The organism is Pseudomonas sp. R11-23-07, assembly GCF_003852295.1.
Classification (GTDB): domain Bacteria; phylum Pseudomonadota; class Gammaproteobacteria; order Pseudomonadales; family Pseudomonadaceae; genus Aquipseudomonas.
The window spans coordinates 132856-159150 of the sequence record NZ_CP027761.1; the positions used below are offsets into that span (position 1 = coordinate 132856).

General features: G+C 58.8%; 8 protein-coding genes. 5 read left to right on the plus strand and 3 right to left on the minus strand.

Annotated features, from left to right (window positions below):
• Positions 1–349 precede the first annotated feature (349 nt).
• The gene (locus C4J84_RS00630; RefSeq protein ID WP_124369113.1) at positions 350–1060 is read right to left on the minus strand and encodes a GntR family transcriptional regulator; all 711 of its coding nucleotides are present in this window, start codon (positions 1058–1060) and stop codon (positions 350–352) included.
• A gap of 250 nt (positions 1061–1310) precedes the next feature.
• Between C4J84_RS00630 and lapG the strand changes: the two genes are divergently transcribed.
• Complete coding sequence (gene lapG, locus C4J84_RS00635) at positions 1311–2003, plus strand: cysteine protease LapG (protein WP_124360679.1); 693 nt, start codon at positions 1311–1313, stop codon at positions 2001–2003.
• Positions 2004–2017: 14 nt separating this feature from the next.
• Entirely contained in the window at positions 2018–3964 is a 1947-nt protein-coding gene (gene lapD, locus C4J84_RS00640; protein ID WP_124369114.1) for a cyclic di-GMP receptor LapD, read from the plus strand.
• A 125-nt stretch (positions 3965–4089) separates the two neighbouring features.
• Here the strand turns inward: lapD and C4J84_RS00645 are convergent, their stop codons facing one another.
• The gene (locus tag C4J84_RS00645; RefSeq protein WP_124369115.1) at positions 4090–4428 is read right to left on the minus strand and encodes a tryptophan synthase subunit beta; all 339 of its coding nucleotides are present in this window, start codon (positions 4426–4428) and stop codon (positions 4090–4092) included.
• 151 nt (positions 4429–4579) lie between these two features.
• Entirely contained in the window at positions 4580–21016 is a 16437-nt protein-coding gene (locus C4J84_RS00650; protein ID WP_124434782.1) for a LapA family giant adhesin, read from the minus strand.
• 338 nt (positions 21017–21354) lie between these two features.
• On the opposite strand from C4J84_RS00650, the gene C4J84_RS00655 reads away from it, so the two are divergent.
• Genes C4J84_RS00655 through C4J84_RS00665 form a run of 3 tightly spaced genes read left to right on the plus strand, consistent with a single transcriptional unit; the run spans position 21355 to position 26263 of the window.
• On the plus strand, positions 21355–22713 hold the full coding sequence (locus C4J84_RS00655) for a TolC family outer membrane protein (protein WP_124369117.1): 1359 nt from the start codon (positions 21355–21357) through the stop codon (positions 22711–22713).
• Positions 22714–22752: 39 nt separating this feature from the next.
• Positions 22753–24909 (plus strand): type I secretion system permease/ATPase, encoded by a 2157-nt coding sequence (locus C4J84_RS00660; protein ID WP_124365323.1) that lies wholly within the window; start codon positions 22753–22755, stop codon positions 24907–24909.
• Positions 24899–26263, plus strand: a complete 1365-nt coding sequence (locus C4J84_RS00665) for an HlyD family type I secretion periplasmic adaptor subunit (RefSeq protein WP_124360684.1) — start codon at positions 24899–24901, stop codon at positions 26261–26263. The genes C4J84_RS00660 and C4J84_RS00665 overlap by 11 nt, the downstream gene beginning before the upstream one ends.
• Positions 26264–26295 lie beyond the last annotated feature (32 nt).

Consider the following 26295-nt stretch of genomic DNA (forward strand, 5'->3'; position numbering starts at 1 on the left):
GACTGCTCTAGTTGCAGTGATGGATTTTGTAGTTGTTAGTTGGAAGATTAGCGTTAAGGCGCGCCCACGCGAGGAACGCTGGCTCAATACGCGGACGGCAATTGCGAGGTTTTTGGGTGGGTCGCTGATAATAAGCTGATTAAACGTTTGGATGAGCTTGTGAATGTATTAAATAGTTTTGCGAACAAAAACTTCCCGAAGAAATACTTGTTTGAAGTGTGAGAGATTTCCTTATATGACGCCGATTTGAATAAGGCTTGCCGGTTTGTTCACGTTGTATCAACGCGGGACGCTTCCTGATAAGGAACGGTACCCCGCGATGCACAGGCTCAAAAACGGTAGGAGCCCCTTATAACGCGGCTGTTCTATTCGCAGTTTCGAGGCTATTGAGGTATCTATTGATGACCTCCATGCCTCGCATCAAGTGATTACGCAGTGTCAGGATGCTTTCGTCGATTTTCTTCTGCACCACCAGGTTGAGCAGTTCGCGGTGATCCTCCTGTGACGTCTCGCCCAGTCCCATCGCCTCGAGGTTGAAGCGCAGAAACCGCTCCTCTTCATTCAGCCCATGCTCCACCAATTTGAGCAGGCGATGGTTAGGCGCCTTGCCATACAGGATCATGTGAAACAGGCGATTGAGGCGACCGATCTCGCTGTAGTCTTTCTCGCATTCCAGCGCAGTGATACAGGCCTCTGCCTCGGCGATGTCCGATTCAGTGAGCAATGGGATCGACAAGCGCAAGGCTTCGGACTCCAATAGCATGCGCAGGGCATAGGTCTCAGCCGAATTGTCCTCGATCAAGGGCGCAACCACAGCGCCTTTGTGGGTCACCACATGCAGCAGGGATTGTGCCTCCAGCTGGCGCAAAGCTTCGCGCACCGGCATACGGCTGACGCCGAACAGGCTGGCGAGTTCTTGCTGGCGCATAGCAGTGCCACAGGGCAATCGGCCATCGAGAATGGCGTTACGCAACGTTTCTTCAATAACGGCGCGGGCAAGATGAGCAGGAATAGGTCCGCTGACCTTGATACTGCTTAAAGGGTTCGGCTTCTGCGTCACGGTTACGCTACCCTCCTTTTGAATAATAGAGTGTGTTTATTGGATCCAATGAACACTAGAGATGGGCCAGGTACTTGTCAAACAGCCAGAGTTTCCGTTTGTAAGGGCCCACAGCGTGTATTTTGTACGTCCCACAGGAGGCGGTTATAAACTCGCTCCACCGATGAATGATCGCACTGTGCCATTGTTTTTTGTGAGACGAAGCTTCACCATCCCTTGAAATTCCGTCTCTTTTCATGGACTGAACGCCTTGGCGGTAAGTTTTATTCCCTATCGAGTTTTTTGCTGGCTCTTATCAGCGATCTTATTGGCCGGCCTGATGCTCGGCGGGCTGCATGCCGATTGGGATTTCTCGCAGATCAGCCGCAAGGCCAGCGCCTTGTACGGGCCGTTGGGCGAGGGCCAGCAACGTATTGACGCGTGGCAGCGGCTGCTGAGCACCGAAAAACAGGTCAGCGAGCAAGACCAGCTCAAGGTCGTCAACGTGTTCTTCAACAAACAAATGACCTACGTGGAAGACATCGATCTCTGGCGTGCGGTCGACTATTGGGAGACACCCATCGAAGCACTCTGGAAGGGCGCCGGTGACTGTGAAGACTACGCCATCGCCAAGTATTTCAGTTTGCGTCATCTGGGCGTGTCCAGCGATAAATTGCGCATTACCTACGTCAAGGCCTTGCGTCAGAATCGTGCGCACATGGTCCTGACCTACTATTCGACCCCCGACGCGATCCCGTTGGTGCTCGACAGCCTGATGGACGACATTCTGCCGGCAACCCGCCGTACCGATTTGATCCCGGTGTATTCATTCAACGCCGAGGGGCTGTATCTGCCTGGCGCCAAGGGCAACAAGAAAGTCGGCGATACCAAACGCTTGTCGCGCTGGCAGGATGTGTTGAGAAAAATGCGTGCGGAAGGCTTCCCAGCCGAGCCTGCCAACTAGGAGTAACTGATCGGATGTCTTTGTTCAAACAGCTGTTGATCGCAATCTGTCTGTTCCTGGTGGTCGCCTTCAGCGGCAGCTTCATGGTCAGCCTGGAAAGTTCGCGCACGCAGTACGTCAACCAATTGCGCTCCCATGCGCAGGATGCCGCGACGGCACTGGCGCTGTCGCTGACCCCCAATATCGATGACCCGGCCATGGTCGAGTTGCTGGTCAGCTCGATCTTCGACAGCGGTTACTACGCCAGCATCCGTGTGGTGGACCTGGCCACGGACCAAACCATCGTCGAGCGCAGCGGCATACCCGACAACAATGGCGTGCCCCCTTGGTTTGTAAAATTGATCGGCCTGGAGCCGGCCGGTGGTGATGCGCTGGTGAGCCGTGGTTGGGAGCAGGCGGCGCGAGTCGAGGTGGTCAGCCATCCGATGTTCGCCCTGGCCAAACTCTGGCAGAGCGCCCTGGGCAGCCTTGGCTGGTTGCTGCTGTGCGGTGCGGTCAGCGTGGTGCTCGGCGGGCTGTTGCTGCGCCGGCAATTAAAGCCGTTGGACTATATGGTCAAGCAGTCCCACGCGATCGCCCGTCGGGAATTCCTCAGCCTGCCTGACCTGCCGCGCACGCCGGAGTTGCGCCGGGTGGTGCAGGCCATGAACCAAATGGTGGAAAAGCTCAAGGCGCTGTTCCAGGAGCAGGCCGAGCGCAGCGAAAAGTTGCGCACTGAATCCTATCAGGACAACCTCACCGGCCTGGCCAACCGCCGCTATTTCGAGATGCAGCTCAACGCCCGCGTCAGCAACCCCGAAGAAACCAACTCCGGCTACTTGCTGGTGTTGCGCGTCAAGGACCTGGCCGGCCTGAACCAGCGCCTGGGCGGCCAGCGTACCGACCAGCTGCTGCAAGCGGTCGGCGAACAACTGCTGCGCCAGTGCGAGCCGTACCCGGAAACCCATAACCTCGTGACCCGTATCCGAGGCGGCGAATTCGCCGTGCTGGCGCCTGGGCTCACGCGTGAAGAAGCGCTGCAATTGGCGCAGAACCTTGAAAGCACGTTGCTCAGCCTGCAGGCCACCGGCGCCAGCGATGTTACGCCCGTGGCCTACATCGGCCTGGCACCGTTCAACCATGGCGATGCGCCGCAGGCGCTGCTGACCCTCGCCGACCAAGCTTTGGCTCAAGCCGAAGGGCAGGGTGACAGCACCTGGGCGTGCCTCGACCACAGTGCCGCCGCCAGCGTCGGTGACGATCACCATGCCTGGCACACACTGTTGGACCAGGCGCTGACCCAACAGCGTTTCGAGTTGTACTTCCAGCCGGTGGTGGCCAGCCAGGACCCGCAATTGGTCTTGCACTACAAAGTGCTGTCGCGCTTGCAGGACTTTGACGGCCATACCCTACCCGCCGGGCGTTTCCTGCCGTGGCTTGAGCGTTTCGGCTGGTCAGCCCGCCTGGACCGCATGATGCTGGAGCAGGTGCTCAAACAGATGACCGGCCACAGCCACAACCTGGCGCTGAACCTCTCAGCCGCAACCTTGCAGGATCCTCAGGCACTGCAACGCATTTATGACCTGCTGCGCCAGCACAGCAACCTGGGCTCGCGCCTCACCCTGGAGATCGGTGAAGAGCAACTGCCGGAACAGCTTGTGTTGGAACAGATGACCCAGCGCCTGCGCGAGTTGGGCTTTTCCCTGAGCCTTCAGCGTTTCGGTGGGCGATTCAGCATGATCGGCAACCTGGCCCGCCTGGGCCTGGCCTACTTGAAAATCGACGGCAGCTACATCCGCGACATCGACCAGGAAAGCGACAAGCGCCTGTTTATCGAAGCCATCCAGCGCGCGGCCCACAGCATCGATCTGCCGTTGATTGCCGAACGTGTGGAGACCGAAGGTGAGCTGAGGGTGATTCGCGAGATGGGGATATTCGGAGTGCAGGGGCAGTTATTCGGCGAGCCCGCACCCTGGAAATAACGCAGATCCAATGTGGGAGGGGGCTTGCTCCCGATAGCAGTCAATCAGTCGATATTTGGGTGACTGATACGCCGCTATCGGGAGCAAGCCCCCTCCCACATTTCGATCCGGTTCGGCTTCAGGGCTCAGATAAGCCCTTTTTCATCATCATTGATCAACTGGCTCAACCCACCCAACGCTTCCCGCGCCTGGTTACGGTCCATCAACTTGGCCTGGGCTGCGGGCGGCAGGTCAGTTACGCTGATGACGCCCTTGCGGGTGAGCACCTGGATCAAGTCGTCCAGTACCCGGATCATCTCCAGGTCACTCTGTTTGAGCTGGGCCAGGCTGGTTTCTACCACTTCGTTGGCGTACCAGGCCTGGATCTCATGGTGATCGGGCGGCAGCGTTTCGGTGGATTCGGCAAAGGCGGCGGCCTCTACGCGACTCAACGCGCCCTGCGCATCACGTTGCACGTAAAACATAAGAACCCCTCGAAAAAAAGCCACACACCTTCAGCCGCCTAGGCCGACCGTGTGTTGATAAGCGCGAGTATGCGATGCAACCGGCCGCCAGGGCCAGCGACGTATCGCCCAAATGAATCGGCCGCCTCGAGGGCGGCCGATAAACCCAAGCTTAGGCGGTGTGATCGATCTTGATGGTCGGGTCGGCACCGCTGATCAGCGAGTTGATGCTGGTGTGGGACCAATCGTTGCCTTCCAGCTTGATGGTCACATCCGCATTGGCCAGGCCACCGGCGGCGTTGAGCTTGCCTTCGCTGCTCACTTGCAGGGTCGACACGCCTTCTACCGTGGTGATCTTGAGGTAGTTGTCGATGGTGCTGTCCGTCTCGCCCTTCAACAGATCGCGCAGGTCAATCCGGTCACCTTCCGACGCCTTGAAGTCCTTGATCACATCGTTGCCGATGTCACCGGCTTTCCACACGAAGGTGTCGGCACCCGCACCGCCGATCAGGATGTCGTTGCCCTGACCGCCCATCAACGTGTCGTTGCCGGTACCGCCCAGCAGGATGTCATTGCCCTTGCCGCCGTCCAGCACGTCGTTGCCGCCCTGGCCGAACAGAATGTCATCGCCATTGCCGCCGAGCAGCGTGTCGTTGCCGTCCTTGGCGCCGGACACGTCGAAGTCCGCGTAATGTTCGGTGACGTACTGGTGCACGTTCGAGGTGGTGACCGCCGAGACGGCCACACCGGCTTTCTGTGCCACAAAAGCCTGCAGGGCGTTGTAACCCTCGCCGGTCACCCCGCTGAAGCTCACCAGGTCGCCAAAGAGAATGTCATTGCCGTCGCCACCGCTGACGCTGTCCGCGCCTGGCAGAGTCGCCTCGGTATGGCCGAGGATGGCATTGGCCAGGTCCTTCGGATCAATGTTGCTTTGCGGCTTGCCATCGCTGTCATACGGTTTGAGGTCGTCGAGGCTGACGGCGCCGTTGATACCGATCGCCTCCACATGCGACAGCCCGCCCAGCAGCGCAAAGGCGCTTTTGGAATTGGTCGCTGTTGCCGTGTCGGTGCTATTGCCTCGGCCGTCAAGATTGGACAGCTCAAAAGTGCCGTCGCCCTGAGCGCGGACGGTGCCCAGATTGTTGGCCGTCCACCAGAAGCCATTCCAGGTTTGCAGTTGAGCGGCACCGGAGGTGTCGATGCTGAAGTAATGGGTGTTATCCAGGTACTTGCCGACCGAGGTCCCAGGGGTGTAGTTGGCCGTCGTCACCACATCATCGAACTTGACGTTGCCGTACAGCGTCATGTTGGTCTGCTCGCCGCTCTGGTAGAACGTCGGCTGGCCGTCGGTGATGAAGTACGTCAGGTTGGTCGCGCCGGTGTTTTTAGTCGCCAGGTCGCTCTGGAAGAAGTTGGCGGTGGTCTTGAACACGTCTTCGTAGTTGGTACCGCCTTCCGACACCATCGAGTCCAGCACCGCTTTGAGCTGGGTCAGCGCATTGGAGGCATTGAGGTTGATGGCGATCGACTTGTTCACCTGGCTATCGAAGTCGGCCAGGAAGATATTCACCGTACCCGACGTGTTGGCGCCCAGGCTGTTTTTCAGCGAGTTGAATACCGTGGTCAATGAAGCCTTCGCCGCGTCGATCGACGCTGCGCTCATGCTGCCGGAGCTGTCCACCATGAAGGCAAGGTTGTAGTTCTTGCCCTGCACCACGTTCAGGCCGCCGATGTCGGCCACGACGATGTCGTTGCCGTCGGTGCCGATGATCGAGTCGCTGCCCGACGTGCCGGTTACCGAGTTATACGCCGCCGGGTAGACCGTCACCGGCAATTGCGCGGTGGTGGTCGCCGAGCCGCCGATGCTTTCGGTAGACGTCGAGGTCACGGTCAGGTTGAACTGGCCGCTGTAATAGGTCGGTGGCTTGATGGTCAGGGTGCCCAGGTCCCAGCCGTTGACGTTGACTTCGCCCACGGTTTTCGTCGCCGTGAAGGTGTGTCCCGAAGCGTCGGTAAGCACCGAGCCTGCCGGAATGCCACCGATCTTCACCGCCAGGGTTTCTGAACCATCGGTGTCGGTCAGCGCGGTGCTGATCTTGGACAGTTTGACGCTGCCGTTTTCCAGGCCTTCGTTGAGCTTATAACCCACGTAGTAACCGTCACCGTTGCTGCCATGCAGGTCGGACACGGTCACGCCGGCGTTGGTCAGGTCGGCGATGCCAGTGTACAGCGGGACGTTGCTGGTGCTCAGGTTCTGGGTCGCGCCGCCATTGATCGACAGGTTGACGTCAAAGCTGCCGGGGCCTGCCTGGTTGGCCTGATAGATCTCAAGGCTGTAATAACCGCTGACCACCGGCGTGAACGTGCCGCTGAACTTGCCGCTGTTGGTGCCCCACAGGCCGCTGGCCACGTCTTTACCGCCGACGTTGATCAGCAGGCTGTCATCGGCGACGCCGCTGAAGGTGTAGTTCTTGCCGGCTTCCATGTACATCAGGCCGGAGATTTTTCCGCCTGAACCGGGGGTAACGTCGGTGGTGGACTCGACATTGGTCACCACCGCCGTGCTGTTCGGCGTGCCGGCGCCATCGATGGCTTTTTTCAGCACGTCCGGTGCAGCGCCGTTGCCGCTGGTGCCCAACCCGGGAAGGCTGTTCCAGCTCTGTTTGATCAGGCCGACCGAGTTGACGTTGTTGTCAGCCACACCCAGGGTTGGCGCGTCGGCCACCGGGGTGATATCGACTTTCACTGTGGCGCTGGTGCCCAGGTCCTTGCCGTCGGTGGGCTGGAACTTGAACTGTGCGTAATCGGCCTGCTTGTTACCGATGCCCGTGCCGCCATAACCGTCGGCGCCGGACTCGTTGGCGTTTGGCGTAAAGCGTAACTGGCCGCCATCGATCTGGGCTTTGGTAAAGGTCTGGCCGCTGGTCACATTGGTCCAGGTGGTGCCGTCGGTTGCCAGGTATTGCAGTTTGCCGGCCACCGGCAGGTCGGTGATTTTCACCCCGAGGCTGGCTGATGGCGAGTCCACGTCGCTCACGCCGAAGTTGGCCCAGGTCAAGGCCAGCGCAGTGTCTTCCGTACCGGTCACGGCCCCGCCCGTTGCCACTGGCGCATCGTTGACCGCCACCACGTTGACTGTGGTGGTGGCGACGTTGGAGTAATTGCCGCCGTCGGTCACCGCCACGGTAATGGTGCGCGGCGTGGTGCTTGGGTCGTGGCTGGTGTTGGTGAACGTGATGTTCTGGATACGCTGCATGTAGTCAGCCAGCGTCGCGCTGCCCGACAACGTCAGGGTGATGGTGCCCGTCTGATTGTTGGTGCTGACGCTGATGCCGTTCACGCTGTTGCCCAGGTTCAAGGCATCACCGGCTTGTGCATTGGTCAGGGTGACCGTTGCGCCGGTCAGCAGGGTGCTGTCCGGATCGGTGATCTTGATATCGGTGTCGGCAATCGACACACCCGGCCCGGCGGTGCCTTCGGTGAAGGTGGTCTTGAAGTCGTTGCCGCTGGCACCGCTGGAGTTGTTGGCGTCCAGGTCGATAACCGGCGGCGCATCGTTGTCGAGGATGTCAGTGCTGACCGTGCCCTTGTCGATCACCAGGTTCTCGAAGTTGCCCCCGGTGGCCTTGTCGATGGTGATGACGATTTTTTCGGTCGGCTCGGTGATTCGGTCGTCAAGGGTGCGGATATCAAACGGCACGCTGCTGGCGCCGGCCGGGATCTTCACGGTGTACACACCATTGAAATCCGAACCATCGGTGGCCGTGCCGCTGTACTTGAGGGTGACGGTCACATCGGTTTGCGCCGGGTTGCTCAAGGTCAGGGCGTAGTGCGCCGTACCGCCTTCGGTCACCGAAGCGTCGCCGCTGATGCTGAGGGTGGTGTTGGTGACCACATCCGTGACTTTGGTGACCACGGTGCTGCCATCGACCATCAAGTGCTCGTATTTGTCGCCGCCACTGACTACGGCACTGATTTTGGCAGTGACATCATTGGCGCCGACATACGCATCGTTCGGCGCGGAGGCGGTGGTGAAGCTGCTGGACTTGCCGCTGCCGATGGTAATGGTCGAGCCGTTATCCAGCTTCACCACCAGGTCGGAACCAACGTTGGTCACTGCCGCACCATTTTTGTCGACCAGCGACGCGGTGTAGACGATCTGCCCGCCCTCGCTGACCGAACCCGTGGCCTTGAGCACCACGGTTACATCGTCGATGGTGTCGTTGATCGTGGTGGTTGCGCCGTTGCCTGCGACTGCCAGTTTTTCGAAGTTGCCGCCAGTTGCGTCGGTGATCTTGACCGTTTGAGTGCTCTTGTCGATGAACACGTCATCGCTTGGCGCGGACACAGTTACGGTGCCAACGGTCTCGCCAGCCTTGATCGTGATGCTCGAACCGTTATCCAACTTCAGGGTGACGTCGCTGCCGGCCTTGTTGCTCAAGGTTGCGGTGTAGGTGATCTGGCCACCCTCGTTGACGGCGCTTGGCGCGGTCAGCGTGACGCTGGTGAGGTCGGTGCTGCCTGGGGTATCCGTGACGGTCGTATTAACCGCTGTGGTACCCGGCACCAGGTTTTCGAAATGCTCGCCACCGGTCACGCTTTTGATAGAGGTGGTGACGGTTTGATCGCCTTTGTAAACGTCGTTTGGTGCCACCGTGGTGAGCGTGCCGCTGGATTGGTTTACACCGATGGTGATGGTTTTGCCGTTGTCCAGAGTGACGGTCAGCGGATTGGTAGTGTTGTTCACCAGCGCGCCGTTTTTATCCACAAGGGTAGCGGTGTAGACGATATTGCCGCCCTCGCCAACGGTAGGAGTGGCGGTCAGAACCACATCGACCTTGTCGATGGTGTCGTTGATCGTGGTGGTTGCGCCGTTGCCCGCGACTTCCAGTTTTTCGAAGTTGCCGCCAGTTGCGTCGGTGATCTTGACCGTTTGGGTGCTCTTGTCGATGAACACATCATCGGTCGGAGCAGGTACGGTCACGGTGCCGACGGTATTACCCGCTTTGATGGTGATCGACGAGCCGTTGTCGAGTTTCAGCGTGACGTCACTGCCTGCTTTGTTGGAAAGCGTAGCGGTGTACGTAATCTGTCCACCTTCGTTGACTGCGGTTGGCGCTGTCAGGGTGACGGTAGTGGTATCAGCAGTGCCCGGAGTGTCCGTGACAGTGGTGTTAACCGCTGTAGTACCTGGCACCAGGTTTTCAAAATGCTCGCCACCGGTCACGCCTTTAATGGCGGTGGTGACGGTTTGATCGCCTTTGTAGACGTCGTTTGGTGCCACCGTGGTAACCGTGCCGCTGGATTGGTTCACACCGATGGTGATGGTTTTGCCGTTATCCAGAGTGACAGTCAGCGGGTTGGTGATGTTGGTCACCGGTGCACCGTTCTTATCCACAAGGCTGGCGGTGTAGACGATGTTGCCGCCTTCGCCGACGGTGGTGGTCGCGGTCAGGACCACATCAACCTTGTCGAGGGTGTCGTTAATCGTTGTCGTTGCGCCGTTGCCTGCAACTGCCAGTTTTTCGAAGTTGCCGCCAGAAGCGTCGGCGATTTTGACGGTCTGAGTGCTCTTGTCGATGAACACATCATCAGTCGGTGCTGGCACAGTCACAGTGCCGACGGTATCGCCGGCTTTGATGGTGATGCTCGAGCCGTTGTCGAGTTTCAAAGTTACGTCACTACCGGCCTTGTTGCTCAGGGTCGCGGTATACGTAATCTGCCCCCCCTCATTGACGGCGCTTGGCGCGGTCAGCGTTACGGTAGTGGCATCTGCTGTACCTGGTGTATCAGTGACGGTGGTATTGACCGCCGTGGTGCCTGGCACCAGGCTTTCGAAGTGCTCGCCACCGGTCACGCCTTTGATGGCGGTGGTGACGGTTTGATCGCCTTTGTAGACGTCATCCGGCGCAACAACCGAAACGCTGCCGCTCGATTGGTTTACACCAATGGTGATGCTCTGGCCGTTATCCAGGGTGATAGTCAGCGCGTTGGTGATGTTAGTCACCGGTGCGCCGTTTTTATCCACAAGACTGGCGGTATAAACAATGTTGCCGCCCTCGCCAACGGAGTTTGTGGCGGTCAGAACCACATCGACCTTGTCGATGGTGTCGTTGATCGTGGTGGTTGCACTGTTACCTGCAACTTCCAGTTTTTCGAAGTTGCCCCCGGAAGCGTCGGTGATTTTGACGGTTTGAGTGCTCTTGTCGATGAACACATCATCAGTCGGTGCTGGCACAGTCACAGTGCCGACGGTATCGCCGGCTTTGATGGTGATGCTCGAGCCGTTGTCGAGTTTCAAAGTTACGTCACTACCGGCCTTGTTGCTCAGGGTCGCGGTATACGTAATCTGCCCCCCCTCATTGACGGCGCTTGGCGCGGTCAGCGTTACGGTAGTGGCATCTGCTGTACCTGGTGTATCAGTGACGGTGGTATTGACCGCCGTGGTGCCTGGCACCAGGCTTTCGAAGTGCTCGCCACCGGTCACGCCTTTGATGGCGGTGGTGACGGTTTGATCGCCTTTGTAGACGTCATCCGGCGCAACAACCGAAACGCTGCCGCTCGATTGGTTTACACCAATGGTGATGCTCTGGCCGTTATCCAGGGTGATAGTCAGCGCGTTGGTGATGTTAGTCACCGGTGCGCCGTTTTTATCCACAAGACTGGCGGTATAAACAATGTTGCCGCCCTCGCCAACGGAGTTTGTGGCGGTCAGAACCACATCGACCTTGTCGATGGTGTCGTTGATCGTGGTGGTTGCACTGTTACCTGCAACTTCCAGTTTTTCGAAGTTGCCCCCGGAAGCGTCGGTGATTTTGACGGTTTGAGTGCTCTTGTCGATGAACACGTCATCGCTTGGCGCGGGCACAGTTACGGTGCCAACGGTCTCGCCAGCCTTGATCGTGATGCTCGAACCGTTATCCAACTTCAGCGTGACGTCGCTGCCTGCCTTGTTGCTCAAGGTGGCGGTGTAGGTGATCTGACCACCTTCGTTGACGGTGCTTGGCGCGGTCAGCGTGACAGTAGTGGTATCAGCAGTGCCTGGGGTGTCCGTGACGGTCGTGTTGACCGGAGCAGTGCCTGGCACCAGGTTTTCGAAATGCTCGCCACCGGTCACGTCCTTGATAGCGGCCGTGACGGTTTGATCGCCTTTGTAGACGTCATCCGGCGCAACAACCGAAACACTACCGCTCGTTTGGTTTACACCGATGGTAATGCTCTGCCCGTTATCCAGAGTGACAGTCAGCGGATTGGTGATGTTATTCACCGGCGTACCGTTCTTATCCACAAGGCTGGCGGTGTAGACAATGTTGCCGCCTTCGCCAACGGTAGGAGTGGCGGTCAGAACTACATCGACCTTATCGATAGTGTCGTTGATGGTGGTGGTTGCACCGTTACCTGCAACTTCCAGTTTCTCGAAGTTGCCGCCAGAAGCGTCGGTGATTTTGACGGTCTGGGTGCTCTTGTCGACGAACACGTCATCGCTTGGCGCTGGCACGGTCACAGTGCCGACGGTGTCGCCAGCCTTAACAATGATCGAGGAGCCGTTATCCAACTTCAGCGTAACGTCACTGCCCGCTTTATTGGAAAGCGTAGCGGTGTAGGTGATTTGACCACCTTCGTTGACGGCGCTTGGCGCGGTCAGCGTAACGGTGGTGGTGTTATCAGTGCCAGGGGTGTCAGTCACAGTTGTGGTGACTTTATCGGTACCCGGCACGAGGTTTTCGAAATGCTCGCCACCGGTCACGCCCTTGATAGCGGCCGTGACGGTCTGGTCGCCCTTGTACACGTCATCCGGTGCAACAACCGAAACAGAACCGCTCGACTGATTCACACCAATGGTGATGCTCTGGCCGTTATCCAACGTGACGGTCAGCGGGTTGGTGATGTTGCTCACCGGCGTGCCGTTTTTATCCACAAGGCTGGCGGTGTAGACGATGCTGCCGCCTTCGCCAACGGTAGGAGTGGCGGTCAGAACTACATCGACCTTGTCGATGGTGTCGTTGATGGTGGTGGTTGCGCCATTACCCGCAACTTCCAGTTTCTCGAAGTTGCCGCCCGTGGCGTCAGTGATCTTGACCGTTTGAGTGCTCTTGTCGATGAACACATCATCGGTAGGCGCAGGGACGGTCACGGTGCCAGCGGTATCGCCGGCCTTGATGGTGATCGAAGAGCCGTTGTCGAGTTTCAGCGTGACGTCACTGCCGGCCTTGTTGCTCAAGGTTGCGGTATAGCTGATCTGGCCGCCTTCGTTGACGGCGCTTGGCGCGGTCAGCGTGACGGTGGTGGTGTTATCAGTGCCTGGGGTGTCAGTCACAATTGTAGTGACTTTATCGGTACCCGGAACTAGGTTTTCGAAGTGCTCGCCACCGGTCACGCCTTTAATAGTGGTGGTGACGGTTTGATCGCCTTTGTATACGTCATTCGGCGCAGCAATCGAAACGCTGCCGCTCGACTGATTGACGCCAATGGTGATGCTCTGGCCGTTATCCAACGTGACGGTAAGCGGGTTGGTGATGTTGCTCACCGGCGTGCCGTTTTTATCCACAAGGGTAGCGGTGTAGACGATGTTGCCGCCTTCGCCAACGGTAGGAGTGGCGGTCAGAACTACATCGACCTTGTCGATGGTGTCGTTGATCGTGGTGGTTGCACTGTTACCTGCAACTTCCAGTTTTTCGAAGTTGCCGCCAGTGGCGTCAGTGATCTTGACCGTTTGAGTGCTCTTATCGATAAACACGTCATCGGTAGGCGCAGGGACGGTCACGGTGCCAACGGTATCGCCGGCTTTGATGGTGATCGAAGATCCGTTGTCCAGCTTCAGAGTGACGTCACTGCCGGCCTTGTTGCTCAAGGTCGCGGTGTAGGTGATCTGTCCACCTTCGTTGACGGCGCTTGGCGCGGTCAGCGTAACGGTAGTGGTGTTATCAGTGCCAGGGGTGTCAGTCACAGTTGTGGTGACTTTATCGGTACCCGGAACTAGGTTTTCGAAGTGCTCGCCACCGGTCACGCCTTTAATAGTGGTGGTGACGGTTTGATCGCCTTTGTATACGTCATTCGGCGCAGCAATCGAAACGCTGCCGCTCGACTGATTGACGCCAATGGTGATGCTCTGGCCGTTATCCAACGTGACGGTAAGCGGGTTGGTGATGTTGCTCACCGGCGTGCCGTTTTTATCCACAAGGGTAGCGGTGTAGACGATGTTGCCGCCTTCGCCAACGGTAGGAGTGGCGGTCAGAACTACATCGACCTTGTCGATGGTGTCGTTGATCGTGGTGGTTGCACTGTTACCTGCAACTTCCAGTTTTTCGAAGTTGCCGCCAGTGGCGTCAGTGATCTTGACCGTTTGAGTGCTCTTATCGATAAACACGTCATCGGTAGGCGCAGGGACGGTCACGGTGCCAACGGTATCGCCGGCTTTGATGGTGATCGAAGATCCGTTGTCCAGCTTCAGAGTGACGTCACTGCCGGCCTTGTTGCTCAAGGTCGCGGTGTAGGTGATCTGTCCACCTTCGTTGACGGCGCTTGGCGCGGTCAGCGTAACGGTAGTGGTGTTATCAGTGCCAGGGGTGTCAGTCACAGTTGTGGTGACTTTATCGGTACCCGGAACTAGGTTTTCGAAGTGCTCGCCACCGGTCACGCCTTTAATAGTGGTGGTGACGGTTTGATCGCCTTTGTATACGTCATCCGGAGCCACAACCGAAACAGAACCACTCGACTGGTTCACACCAATGGTGATGCTCTGCCCGTTATCCAAGGTGACAGTCAGCGGGTTGGTGATGTTAGTCACCTGCGCGCCGTTCTTATCCACAAGGCTGGCGGTGTAGACGATATTTCCGCCTTCGCCGACGGTAGGAGTGGCGGTCAGAACTACATCGACCTTGTCGATGGTGTCGTTGATCGTGGTGGTCGCACCGTTGCCTGCAACTTCCAGCTTCTCGAAATTACCGCCAGTGGTCTCGGTGATCTGAACCGTCTGAGTGCTCTTATCGATAAACACGTCATCGGTCGGAGCAGGCACGGTCACCGTGCCAACGGTGTCGCCAGCCTTGATGGTAATGCTCGAACCGTTATCCAACTTCAGGGTGACGTCGCTGCCTGCTTTGTTGGAAAGCGTGGCGGTGTAGGTAATCTGACCACCTTCGTTCGCTTCAGCCGGAGCCGTCAGCGTCACTGTGGTGGCGTTGTCAGTGCCGGGAGTATCAGTAACGGTGGTATTGACCGGCGTGGTACCCGGCACCAGATTTTCAAAATGCTCGCCACCGGTCACGCCTTTGATGGCGGTGGTGACGGTTTGATCGCCTTTGTATACGTCATTCGGCGCAGCAATCGAAACGCTGCCGCTCGACTGATTGACGCCAATGGTGATGCTCTGGCCATTATCCAACGTGACGGTCAGCGGGTTGGTGATGTTGGTCACCGGCGTACCGTTCTTATCCACAAGGCTGGCGGTGTAGACGATGTTGCCGCCTTCGCCAACGGTAGGAGTGGCGGTCAGGACGACGTCAACTTTGTCGATGGTGTCGTTGATCGTGGTGGTCGCACCGTTGCCTGCAACTTCCAGTTTTTCGAAGTTGCCGCCAGTGGCGTCAGTGATCTTGACCGTTTGAGTGCTCTTATCGATAAACACGTCATCGGTAGGCGCAGGGACGGTCACGGTGCCAACGGTATCGCCGGCTTTGATGGTGATCGAAGATCCGTTGTCCAGCTTCAGAGTGACGTCACTGCCGGCCTTGTTGCTCAAGGTCGCGGTGTAGGTGATCTGTCCACCTTCGTTGACGGCGCTTGGCGCGGTCAGCGTAACGGTAGTGGTGTTATCAGTGCCAGGGGTGTCAGTCACAGTTGTGGTGACTTTATCGGTACCCGGAACTAGGTTTTCGAAGTGCTCGCCACCGGTCACGCCTTTAATAGTGGTGGTGACGGTTTGATCGCCTTTGTATACGTCATCCGGAGCCACAACCGAAACAGAACCACTCGACTGGTTCACACCAATGGTGATGCTCTGCCCGTTATCCAAGGTGACAGTCAGCGGGTTGGTGATGTTAGTCACCTGCGCGCCGTTCTTATCCACAAGGCTGGCGGTGTAGACGATATTGCCGCCTTCGCCGACGGTAGGAGTGGCGGTCAGAACTACATCGACCTTGTCGATGGTGTCGTTGATCGTGGTGGTCGCACCGTTGCCTGCAACTTCCAGCTTCTCGAAATTACCGCCAGTGGTCTCGGTGATCTGAACCGTCTGAGTGCTCTTATCGATAAACACGTCATCGGTCGGAGCAGGCACGGTCACCGTGCCAACGGTGTCGCCAGCCTTGATGGTAATGCTCGAACCGTTATCCAACTTCAGCGTAACGTCACTGCCGGCTTTGTTGGAAAGCGTGGCGGTGTAGGTGATTTGACCACCTTCACTAACGGCGCTTGGTGCAGTCAGCGTAACGGTCGTGGTGTTATCGGTACCCGGCGTATCGGTAACGGTCGTGTTGACCGGAGCAGTACCCGGCACCAGGTGTTCGAAATGCTCGCCACCGGTCACGCCCTTGATAGCGGCCGTGACGGTCTGGTCGCCCTTGTACACATCATCCGGTGCAACAACCGAAACGCTACCGCTTGATTGGTTCGCACCAATGGTAATGCTCTGGCCATTATCCAAAGTGACGGTCAGCGGATTGGTGATGTTATTCACCGGCGCGCCGTTTTTATCCACAAGGCTGGCGGTATAGACGATGTTGCCGCCTTCGCCGACGGTAGGAGTGGCGGTCAGGACGACGTCAACTTTGTCGATGGTGTCGTTAATTGTCGTCGTCGCACCGTTACCCGCAACTTCCAGTTTTTCGAAGTTGCCACCAGTGGTCTCGGTGATCTGAACAGTCTGGCTGCTCTTATCGATAAACACGTCATCGGTAGGTGCAGGCACAGTCACGGTGCCGACGGTGTCGCCAGCCTTAACAATGATCGAGGAGCCGTTATCCAACTTCAGGGTGACGTCACTGCCGGCTTTATTAGAGAGCGTCGCGGTGTACGTAATTTGACCGCCTTCGTTCGCTTCAGCCGGAGCCGTCAGCGTCACTGTGGTGGTGTTATCAGTGCCAGGGGTGTCAGTCACAGTTGTGGTGACTTTATCGGTACCCGGAACTAGGTTTTCGAAATGCTCGCCACCGGTCACGCCATTGATAGCAGCGGTGACGGTTTGATCGCCTTTGTAGACATCATCCGGCGCAACAACCGAAACAGAACCGCTCGATTGGTTTACACCAATGGTGATGCTCTGGCCGTTATCCAACGTCACGGTCAGCGGATTGGTGATGTTATTCACCGGCGTACCGTTCTTATCCACAAGGCTGGCGGTGTAGATGATGCTGCCGCCTTCGCCAACGGTAGGAGTGGCGGTCAAAACCACATCGACCTTATCGATGGTGTCGTTAATTGTCGTCGTCGCACCGTTACCCGCAACTTCCAGTTTTTCGAAGTTGCCGCCAGTGGTTTCAGTGATCTGAACTGTCTGAGTGCTCTTATCGATAAACACGTCATCGGTCGGAGCAGGCACGGTCACCGTGCCAACGGTGTCGCCAGCCTTGATGGTGATGCTCGAACCGTTGTCCAACTTCAGCGTAACGTCACTGCCGGCTTTGTTGGAAAGCGTGGCGGTGTAGGTGATTTGACCACCTTCACTAACGGCGCTTGGTGCAGTCAACGTAACGGTCGTGGTGTTATCGGTACCCGGCGTATCGGTAACGGTCGTGTTGACCGGAGCAGTACCCGGCACGAGGTTTTCGAAGTGCTCGCCACCGGTCACGCCCTTGATAGCGGCCGTGACGGTCTGGTCGCCCTTGTACACGTCATCCGGTGCAACAACCGAAACAGAACCGCTCGATTGGTTTACCCCAATGGTGATGCTCTCGCCGTTATCCAACGTCACGGTCAGCGGATTGGTGATGTTATTCACCGGCGTGCCGTTTTTATCCACAAGGCTGGCGGTGTAGACGATATTGCCGCCCTCGCCAACGGTAGGAGTGGCGGTCAGGACTACGTCAACTTTGTCGATGGTGTCGTTGATCGTGGTGGTTGCGCCGTTGCCTGCAACTTCCAGTTTTTCGAAGTTGCCGCCCGTGGCGTCAGTGATCTGAACGGTTTGAGTGCTCTTATCGATAAATACATCATCGCTAGGCGCAGGCACCGTCACAGTGCCGACGGTCTCGCCAGCCTTGATGGTGATCGAAGAGCCGTTGTCCAGCTTCAGAGTGACGTCACTGCCGGCCTTGTTGCTCAAAGTTGCGGTGTAGCTGATCTCGCCGCCTTCGTTAACCGCGCTTGGTGCAGTCAGCGTAACGGTGGTGGTGTTATCGGTACCCGGCGTATCGGTAACGGTGGTATTGACCGGCGTGGTGCCCGGCACTAGGTTTTCGAAGTGCTCACCGCCAGTGACAGTCTGAATGGCAGTGGTGACGGTCTGGTCGCCTTTGTAAACATCATCCGGTGCCACGGCGGTGACCGTGCCGCTCGATTGGTTTACCCCGATGGTGATGCTCTGGCCATTATCCAAAGTGACGGTCAGCGGATTGGTGATGTTAGTCACCGGCGTGCCGTTTTTATCCACAAGGCTGGCGGTGTAAACGATGTTTCCGCCTTCGCCAACGGTGGTTGTGGCGGTCAGAACCACATCGACCTTGTCGATGGTGTCGTTAATTGTCGTCGTCGCACCGTTACCCGCAACTTCCAGTTTTTCGAAGTTGCCGCCAGTGGTCTCGGTGATCTGAACAGTCTGACTGCTCTTGTCGATGAACACGTCATCGGTCGGTGCGGGTACGGTCACAGTACCGACGGTGTCACCCGCTTTGATGGTGATCGACGAGCCATTATCCAGCTTCAAAGTTACGTCAGTACCGGCCTTGTTGCTCAAGGTCGCGGTGTACGTAATCTGACCACCTTCGTTCGCTTCAGCCGGAGCAGTCAGCGTCACTGTGGTGGCGTTGTCAGTGCCTGGGGTGTCAGTAACGGTCGTATTGACCGGAGCGGTACTCGGCACTAGGTTTTCGAAATGCTCGCCACCGGTCACGTCCTTGATAGCGGCCGTGACGGTTTGATCGCCTTTGTAGACGTCATCCGGCGCAACAACCGAAACACTACCGCTCGACTGGTTCACACCAATGGTGATGCTCTGCCCGTTATCCAGGGTGACGGTCAGCGGATTGGTGATGTTAGTCACCAGCGCGCCGTTTTTATCCACAAGGCTGGCGGTATAAACGATATTGCCGCCTTCGCCAACGGTGGTTGTGGCGGTCAGAACCACATCGACCTTGTCGATGGTGTCGTTAATTGTCGTCGTCGCACCGTTACCCGCAACTTCCAGTTTTTCGAAGTTGCCGCCAGTGGTCTCGGTGATCTGAACGGCCTGGCTGCTCTTATCGATAAACACGTCATCGGTAGGTGCAGGCACCGTCACAGTGCCAACGGTATCGCCGGCCTTGATGGTGATGCTCGAACCGTTGTCCAACTTCAGCGTGACGTCGCTGCCGGCTTTATTAGAAAGCGTAGCGGTGTAGGTGATCTGACCACCTTCGTTCGCCTCGGCCGGAGCTGTCAGCGTGACGGTCGTAGTGTCGATGGAGTCGGTAATGGTGGTAACCGCTGGCGTCGTACTCGGCACCAGGTTTTCAAAGTTGCCGCCGGTTGCGCCAGTAATGGTGGTGCTGATGGTGCTGCCGTTGACGTAGACATCGTTCGGCGGCGTGTCGACGACCACGCTGCCTACCGACTCGCCCGCCTTGATGGTGATCACCGAGCCATTGCTCAAGGTGACGTTCACCGGCGTCTGCGCAGGGTTGGTCAAGGTCGCGGTGTAGGTGATCTGGCCGCCTTCGGTCACGGCCGTGTCGGCTGTCAGCGTAACGGCGGTGGCGTCGACCGAATCAGTGATGGTCGTAACGGCAGGCGTTGTGCTCGGTACCAAGTTTTCAAAGTCGCCGCCGGTGGCACCGGTGATCGTGGTGCTGACAGTCGAACCGTTAACGTAGACATCGTTGGCCGGGGTATCGACCACAACGGTGCCCACGGACTCGCCGGCCTTGATAGTAATCACCGAGCCATTGCTCAGGGTGACGTTCACCGGCGTCTGCGCTGGGTTGGTCAGGGTCGCGGTGTAGGTGATCTGGCCACCTTCGGTCACAGTCGAACCGGCCGTCAGCGTGACGGCGGTGGTATCGACCGAATCATTGATGGTCGTAACGGCAGGCGTTGTGCTCGGTACCAGGTTTTCAAAGTTGCCGCCGCTGGCACCGGTGATCGTGGTGCTGACGGTCGAACCGTTAACGTAGACATCGTTGGCAGGGGTATCGACCACCACGGTGCCCACGGACTCGCCGGCCTTGATAGTGATCACCGAGCCATTGCTCAAGGTGACGTTCACCGGCGTCTGCGCAGGGTCGGTCAGGGTAGCGGTGTAGGTGATCTGACCGCCTTCGGTCACAGTCGAACCCGCCGTCAGCGTGACGGTGGTGGTATCAACCGAATCGGTAATCGTAGTGACCGCAGGCGTGGTGCTCGGCACCAGGTTTTCAAAGTTGCCGCCGGTTGCGCCGGTAATAGTGGTGCTGACAGTCGACCCATTAACGTAGACGTCGTTGGCCGGAGTATCGACCACGACCGTACCCGTCGACTCGCCGGCTTTGATAGTGATCACCGAGCCATTGCTCAAAGTGACGTTCACCGGCGTCTGCGCCGGGTTGGTCAAGGTCGCGGTGTAAGTAATCTGCCCGCCTTCGGTCACGCTCGAACCGGCCGTCAAGGTCACGGTGGTGGTGTCGAGGGTATCGGTAATCTGTGTCACGGCCGGGTTAGGGTCGAGGGTCAGCACCAGGTTGTTGCCGCCGGTGGTGCCGGTGACGTTGACGCTGATCTGGCTGGCGTCGATGTACGGGCTGTCATTAGGTGCCAGGGGCACGTTGACGGTGCCGGTCAGTTGGCCGGACGGGATGGTGATCACCGCGCCGTTGGACAGGGTGACGGTCAGGTCGCTGGTGCCGGGTTGGGTCACGGTGGCGGTGTAGGTCAGCACGCCTCCGGCTTCGGTGATGCTGGGCGTGGCGCTCAGGCTCAGGGTCGCAGGCTGCAGCGCCAGGTTGCCGTTGCCGGTAGAAGCCTGGGCACCCGTAAAGGTGTTCAGGGTTGACGTGCCCTGGCCGATAGGGGCGGTGGGAAAGCCAATGGTCGGATCGACACGGCCGGCGGTCGCGTCCAGCACTACAAAGCTGTGGCCCCCGCCTGCGGCGCCATTACCGGCAGCGGTTGCGCCAGCGGCCGTGGCTTCCAGGTCGGTGGTCGGGTCGGCGCCGGCGGCGATGGCTTGTTGCAGTTCGGCTACCGATGGCGCGGCCTGTTCGGTGGCGGCGGCCAGGTCGGCAGTGGAGTCCGGCATGTCGGCGCTCCACTGGGTGTCGCGGCCCAGGTCCAGGGTGCGCCCATCAGCCAGTTCCAGGCTCACCGAGCCCGACAGGCCCGTGTCAATCTGGTCGCCCGCGAACAGGCGATCACCCTCAACCAGGACACGGCGCGTGCCTTCCGGAGAAATAACGAACACTTGACCAACAATGCTTTTGACGATGGCAACAACATTGCTCATTAAATATTTCTCCGGCGATCCGTTTCTGATGATTTCCATGTGGCCACTAAAGAGTAGGGCCAAACTGGAGGGGGCGTAGTCTAGATAGTTACTGGCGTCAAATATTTGGCTAGAATTTTTAGTTATCTAGTTTCTGCCAAACTATTGACCTTATGGCCGCCATCCTAAACAATCGCCTCCGTAATGTCACATTGATATTTATGCGGCGAACCGTCCTACATGTGTGAAGCAGTTCCGCTTTTTGAACTTTCCGACGTACGGTCATTACGGTAGCCATTATCCGACGCGGCGGCGCCAATCGCTGTGATTTGAGACAAGAAGTCCTGGGGAATTTTTTAATGCGTCTGCACCTGCTTAAGGCAATACCGTTCGTTCTCGCCGCCAGTTTTGTCCAAGCCCAAACATTGCCCCAAGCCATGCAGCAGGCGCTGGATGTGCACCCTGAGATTCAGGCAGGTGTGAACAGCCGTATCGCCGCCGATTACCAGCTGCGTGCGGCGCAGGGCGGGTATCTGCCGCGTGTCGATTTGAATGCCGGCTATGGCCGTGCAGGCACCGATAACGCCTCCACCCGCCTCGCCAATGGCACAGGCGGCAACCACTGGGAAACCCTCAATCGCGGCGAGTCCAGCCTGCGCCTGCAACAAATGATTTTTGACGGTTTCGCCACCTCCAGCGAAGTCGGGCGTCAACAAGCCAACGTCAACGCCCGTGCCTACTCCCTGCTCGGTACATCCGAGCGCACCGCGTTGACCGTTGCCCAGGTCTACCTGGAAGTGTTGACCCGTCGCGAGTTCGTGCGCCTGGCCGAAGACAACCTGCGCAACCACGAACGCATTTACGATCAGATCAAGCTGCGCACCCAGCGCGGCGTCGGTAACGGCGCCGACCAGGACCAGGCCGAAGCGCGTCTGGCCCAGGCCCGCAACAACCTGATCACCGAGCAGACCAACCTGGCGGATGCGCAAACCAACTACCTCAGCGCCGTTGGTCAAATGCCCGACCAGCTTGAGCGCCCGGCGCCGTTCATGGCCATGCTCCCGGCCGACCTGAATGAAGCGCGTCGCCAGATGCTCGACAACAGCCCGGTCCTGCGCTCGGCCGAGTCGGACATCTCTGCCGCCGAGGAGCAGTATGCCGCCGCCAAGTCCAGCTTCTACCCGCGCTTTGATGCTGAGCTTGGCACCAACGCCGACAACAACGTCGGCGGCGACGCCAACCACAGCAACGGCTGGGAAGCCATGGTGCGCATGCGCTTCAACCTGTTTGCCGGTGGCAGCAACAAGGCCGACCTGCAATCGAAGTCGTACCAGGCCAACCAGGCCCTGGACATCCGCAACAACGCCCTGCGCCAGCTCAATGAAGAACTGGGCCTGGCCTGGAATGCCTTGAACAACGCAAACGCGCAACTGCCGGTGGCCCAGCAGTATGTGGACCACAGCTCCCGCGTGCGCACCTCCTACCAGCAACAGTTCAGCCTGGGCCAACGTACCCTGCTGGACTTGCTCGACAGCGAGAACGAATTGTTCACCGCTTCGCGTCGTCTGGAAGAGATCAAGAACATTCAGTTATTTACTCAGTACCGAATCAAGGCGACCATGGGCCAATTGCTCAAAAGCCAAGGCGTAGTCGCTCCAATGGCCTCCATCGTGCAAAACGATGTGAAGCCCAAAGTCCAGCTGCCTGGGATGAACTGAGTCACCCATAGCCCCATCTGTTAGTCGAGAGTGCACCGCGTGGAATCCGAAGTCAGTCGAGTTCATCTCAGTCATGATCCACGCACGCTGCACGACGACCCGTTACTCGACGGGTTGTTGGCACTCTGCGCCCTGCACCAGAAACCGGCCAGCGCGGCCATGCTCACCACCGGCCTGCCGCTGCCTTCGCAGCGCCTGAGTGCCGAACTGCTGTCGCGTGCCGCCGCGCGTGCCGGGCTGCAGGGCCGGCTGTTGCAACGCAAGCTCGAACAGATCCCGGCCATCGCGTTGCCGGCGCTGCTGCTGCTCAAGGACGGGCGCAGTACTGTGCTGGTCGGCTGGCAGGGCGACGATGAAGCGCGGGTGCTGCTCAGCGAAAGCGACGGCGGGGAAGTGCTGATCAAGCGCGAACTGCTGGCCGCTGACTACATCGGCAAAGTCTTCTTCGCCCAACCGCAGCACAAATTCGACGTCAACCATGGCACCCTGATCCCGCGGGCGCGGTCCTGGTTTCGTGACACCCTCAAGCGCTCGCGCTGGCTCTACACCGACGCCATCGCCGCCAGTTTTTTGATCAATATCATCGCCATGGCCGCGCCGCTGTTCGTGATGAACGTGTACGACCGCGTGGTGCCGAACCAGGCCACCGCCACCCTGTGGGTGCTGGCCGTGGGCATCTGTGGCGCGTACCTGTTCGACTTGGTGCTCAAAAGCCTGCGCAGTCTGTGCCTGGACCTGGCCGGTAAAAAAACCGACCTGATCATCTCCGCCACCTTGTTCGAGCGCATCGTCGGCATGTCGATGAAGTACCGCCCGGCGCGGGTCGGCAGCTTTGCGCAGAACATCCATGAGTTTCAGAGCCTGCGCGACTTCCTCGCCTCGCTGACCCTTACCAGTCTGATCGACCTGCCGTTCACGCTGCTGATTTTCCTGGTGATCGCCCTGCTCGGCGGCCATCTGGTATGGATTCCGGTGCTGGCGTTCCCGATTGCCCTGGGTATCGGCTACGCGCTGCAGAAGCCGTTGGTCGCGACCATGGAACGCACCATGGCCCTGGCCGCCGAGCGCCAGTCGAGCCTGATCGAGACCCTCGCCGGGCTGGATGCGGTCAAGGTCAACAACGCCGAGAGCGAACGCCAGTACGGCTGGGAACAGACCATCGGCACCTTGAGCCGGCTCGAACTGCGGGTGAAGTTGCTGTCGGGCCTGTCGATGAATATGACCCTGCTGATCCAGCAACTGGCCGGCGTGATCATGATCGTGTTCGGCGTGTACCAGATCATCGACGGCAACCTGAGCATGGGCGGCCTGATTGCCTGCTACATGCTCAGTGGCCGCGCGTTGAGCCCGCTGGCCTCGCTGTCGGGCCTGCTCACGCGCTACCAGCAAGCCAAGGTCACCATGACCTCGGTGGACCAGATGATGGAACTGCCCCAGGAGCGCAACTTCGAAGAGCGCCCCATGAGCCGCCGCACCCTGCAAGGCGCCATCGAGTGCCGGGGCCTGAACTTCACGTACCCGAACCAACAGAACGCTGCGCTGAAAAACATCAACCTGGTGATCAAGCCAGGGGAAAAAATCGGCATCATCGGTCGCAGCGGCTCGGGCAAAAGCTCCCTGGCCAAATTGATCGTCGGCCTTTACCAGCCTGACTCCGGCGCGTTGCTGGTGGACGGCGTGGACGTGCGCCAGATCGATGTCAGTGAACTGCGCCACAACATCGGCTACGTCGCCCAGGATATCCAACTGCTGGCCGGCACCCTGCGTGACAACCTGGTCAGCGGCGCACGCTACGTCGAAGACGAAATGGTGCTGCAGGCGGCGGAATTGGCCGGCGTGCACGAATTCGCGCGCCTGCACCCGCAAGGCTACGAGCTGCAAGTCGGCGAGCGTGGCCAGAACCTGTCCGGCGGCCAGCGCCAGAACGTCGCCCTGGCCCGTGCGCTGCTGCTCAACCCGCCCATCCTGCTGCTGGACGAACCCACCAGTGCCATGGACAACACCGGTGAAGAACGCTTGAAACAACGCCTGCACGCCGTGGTGCAAAACAAGACCGTGGTGTTGGTGACGCACCGTGCCTCGCTGCTCTCCCTGGTAGACCGCCTGCTGGTGGTCGACCGTGGGCAGATTCTCGCGGACGGCCCGAAAGCCGTGGTCATGGAAGCGTTGAAGAAGGGGCAGATCAGTGTTGCTTAACTCCATCAAAAACGCGGTCGGCCGCTACTTCAAAGGTTCCGACTCGCTGCACGGCCAGCCGCTGCCCGAGGTCAACAAAGCGTTGATCGAAGATGCGCCGCGAGTCATCCGCCTGACCATCTGGGCCATCATTGCCTTCTTCCTGTTCCTGGTGGTGTGGGCGGGTTTCTCCGAAATCGACGAAGTGACCCGTGGCGACGGCAAGGCGATTCCGTCGTCCAAATTGCAGAAAATCCAGAACCTGGAAGGCGGTATCGTCGCCGAGCTGTACGTCAAGGAAGGCCAGATCGTCGAGGCCGGTGCGCCGCTGATTCGCCTGGATGACACGCGGTTCGTGTCCAACGCCGGCGAAACCGAAGCCCTGCGCCTGGCCATGCAATTGCGCGTCGAACGCCTGAGTGCGCAGGTGGATGATCGCCCACTGAACATTCCCGACGAGGTGCTCAAGGCCGCGCCCAGCCAGGCCGCCAACGAACGCTCGCTGTATGAAAGCCGTCGCCAGCAGTTGAAAGACGAAGTTGGCGGCTTGCAGGAACAACTGGTGCAGCGCCAGCAGGAATTGCGCGAGTTCACCTCCAAGCAAGGCCAGTACCGCAGCCAGCTGTCCCTGCAACGCCAGGAAATCAACATGTCCGAGCCGCTGGTGGCCCAGGGCGCGGTGTCGCCGGTGGAAGTGCTGCGCCTCAAGCGCGCCGAAATGGAGACCCGCGGCCAGCTGGACGCCACCACCCTGGCAATCCCCCGCGCCGAATCGGCGATCAAGGAAGTGCAGCGCAAGATCGACGAAACCCGTGGCAAATTCCGCAGCGAAGCCCTGACCCAACTCAACGAGGCCCGCACCGAACTGAACAAGGCCGAATCCACCGGTCGCGCCCTGGAAGACCGCGTCAGCCGTACCCTGGTCACCTCGCCGGTGCGCGGGATCGTCAAGCAGCTGCTGGTCAACACCGTCGGCGGCGTGATCCAGCCGGGCAGTGACATGGTAGAAATCGTGCCGCTGAACGACACCCTGCTGGTGGAAGCCAAGATCCGCCCGCAAGACATCGCGTTCCTGCACCCTGGGCAAGAAGCGGTGGTCAAATTCACCGCTTATGACTACACCATCTACGGTGGCCTGAAGGCCAAGCTCGAACGCATCGGCGCTGACACCATCACCGATGAAGACAAGAAAACCACCTACTACATGATCACCCTGCGCACCGACCGCAGCCACCTGGGCACCGATGAGAAGCCGCTGCTGATCATCCCCGGCATGGTCGCCTCGGTGGACATCATCACCGGCAAGAAAAGCATTCTCAGCTACCTGCTCAAGCCGATCATCAAGGCGCGGGCCGAGGCGTTGCACGAGCGCTAATCTCTATAGGCTGCTCAGGCCTCATCGGGGGC

Coding starts and splice junctions, on each gene's coding strand:
- C4J84_RS00645 (WP_124369115.1), bottom strand. CDS start 4,428: ATGTTTTACGTGCAACGTGATGCGCAGGGCGCGTTGAGTCGCGTAGAG.
- C4J84_RS00655 (WP_124369117.1), top strand. CDS start 21,355: ATGCGTCTGCACCTGCTTAAGGCAATACCGTTCGTTCTCGCCGCCAGT.
- lapD (WP_124369114.1), top strand. CDS start 2,018: ATGTCTTTGTTCAAACAGCTGTTGATCGCAATCTGTCTGTTCCTGGTG.
- C4J84_RS00650 (WP_124434782.1), bottom strand. CDS start 21,016: ATGAGCAATGTTGTTGCCATCGTCAAAAGCATTGTTGGTCAAGTGTTC.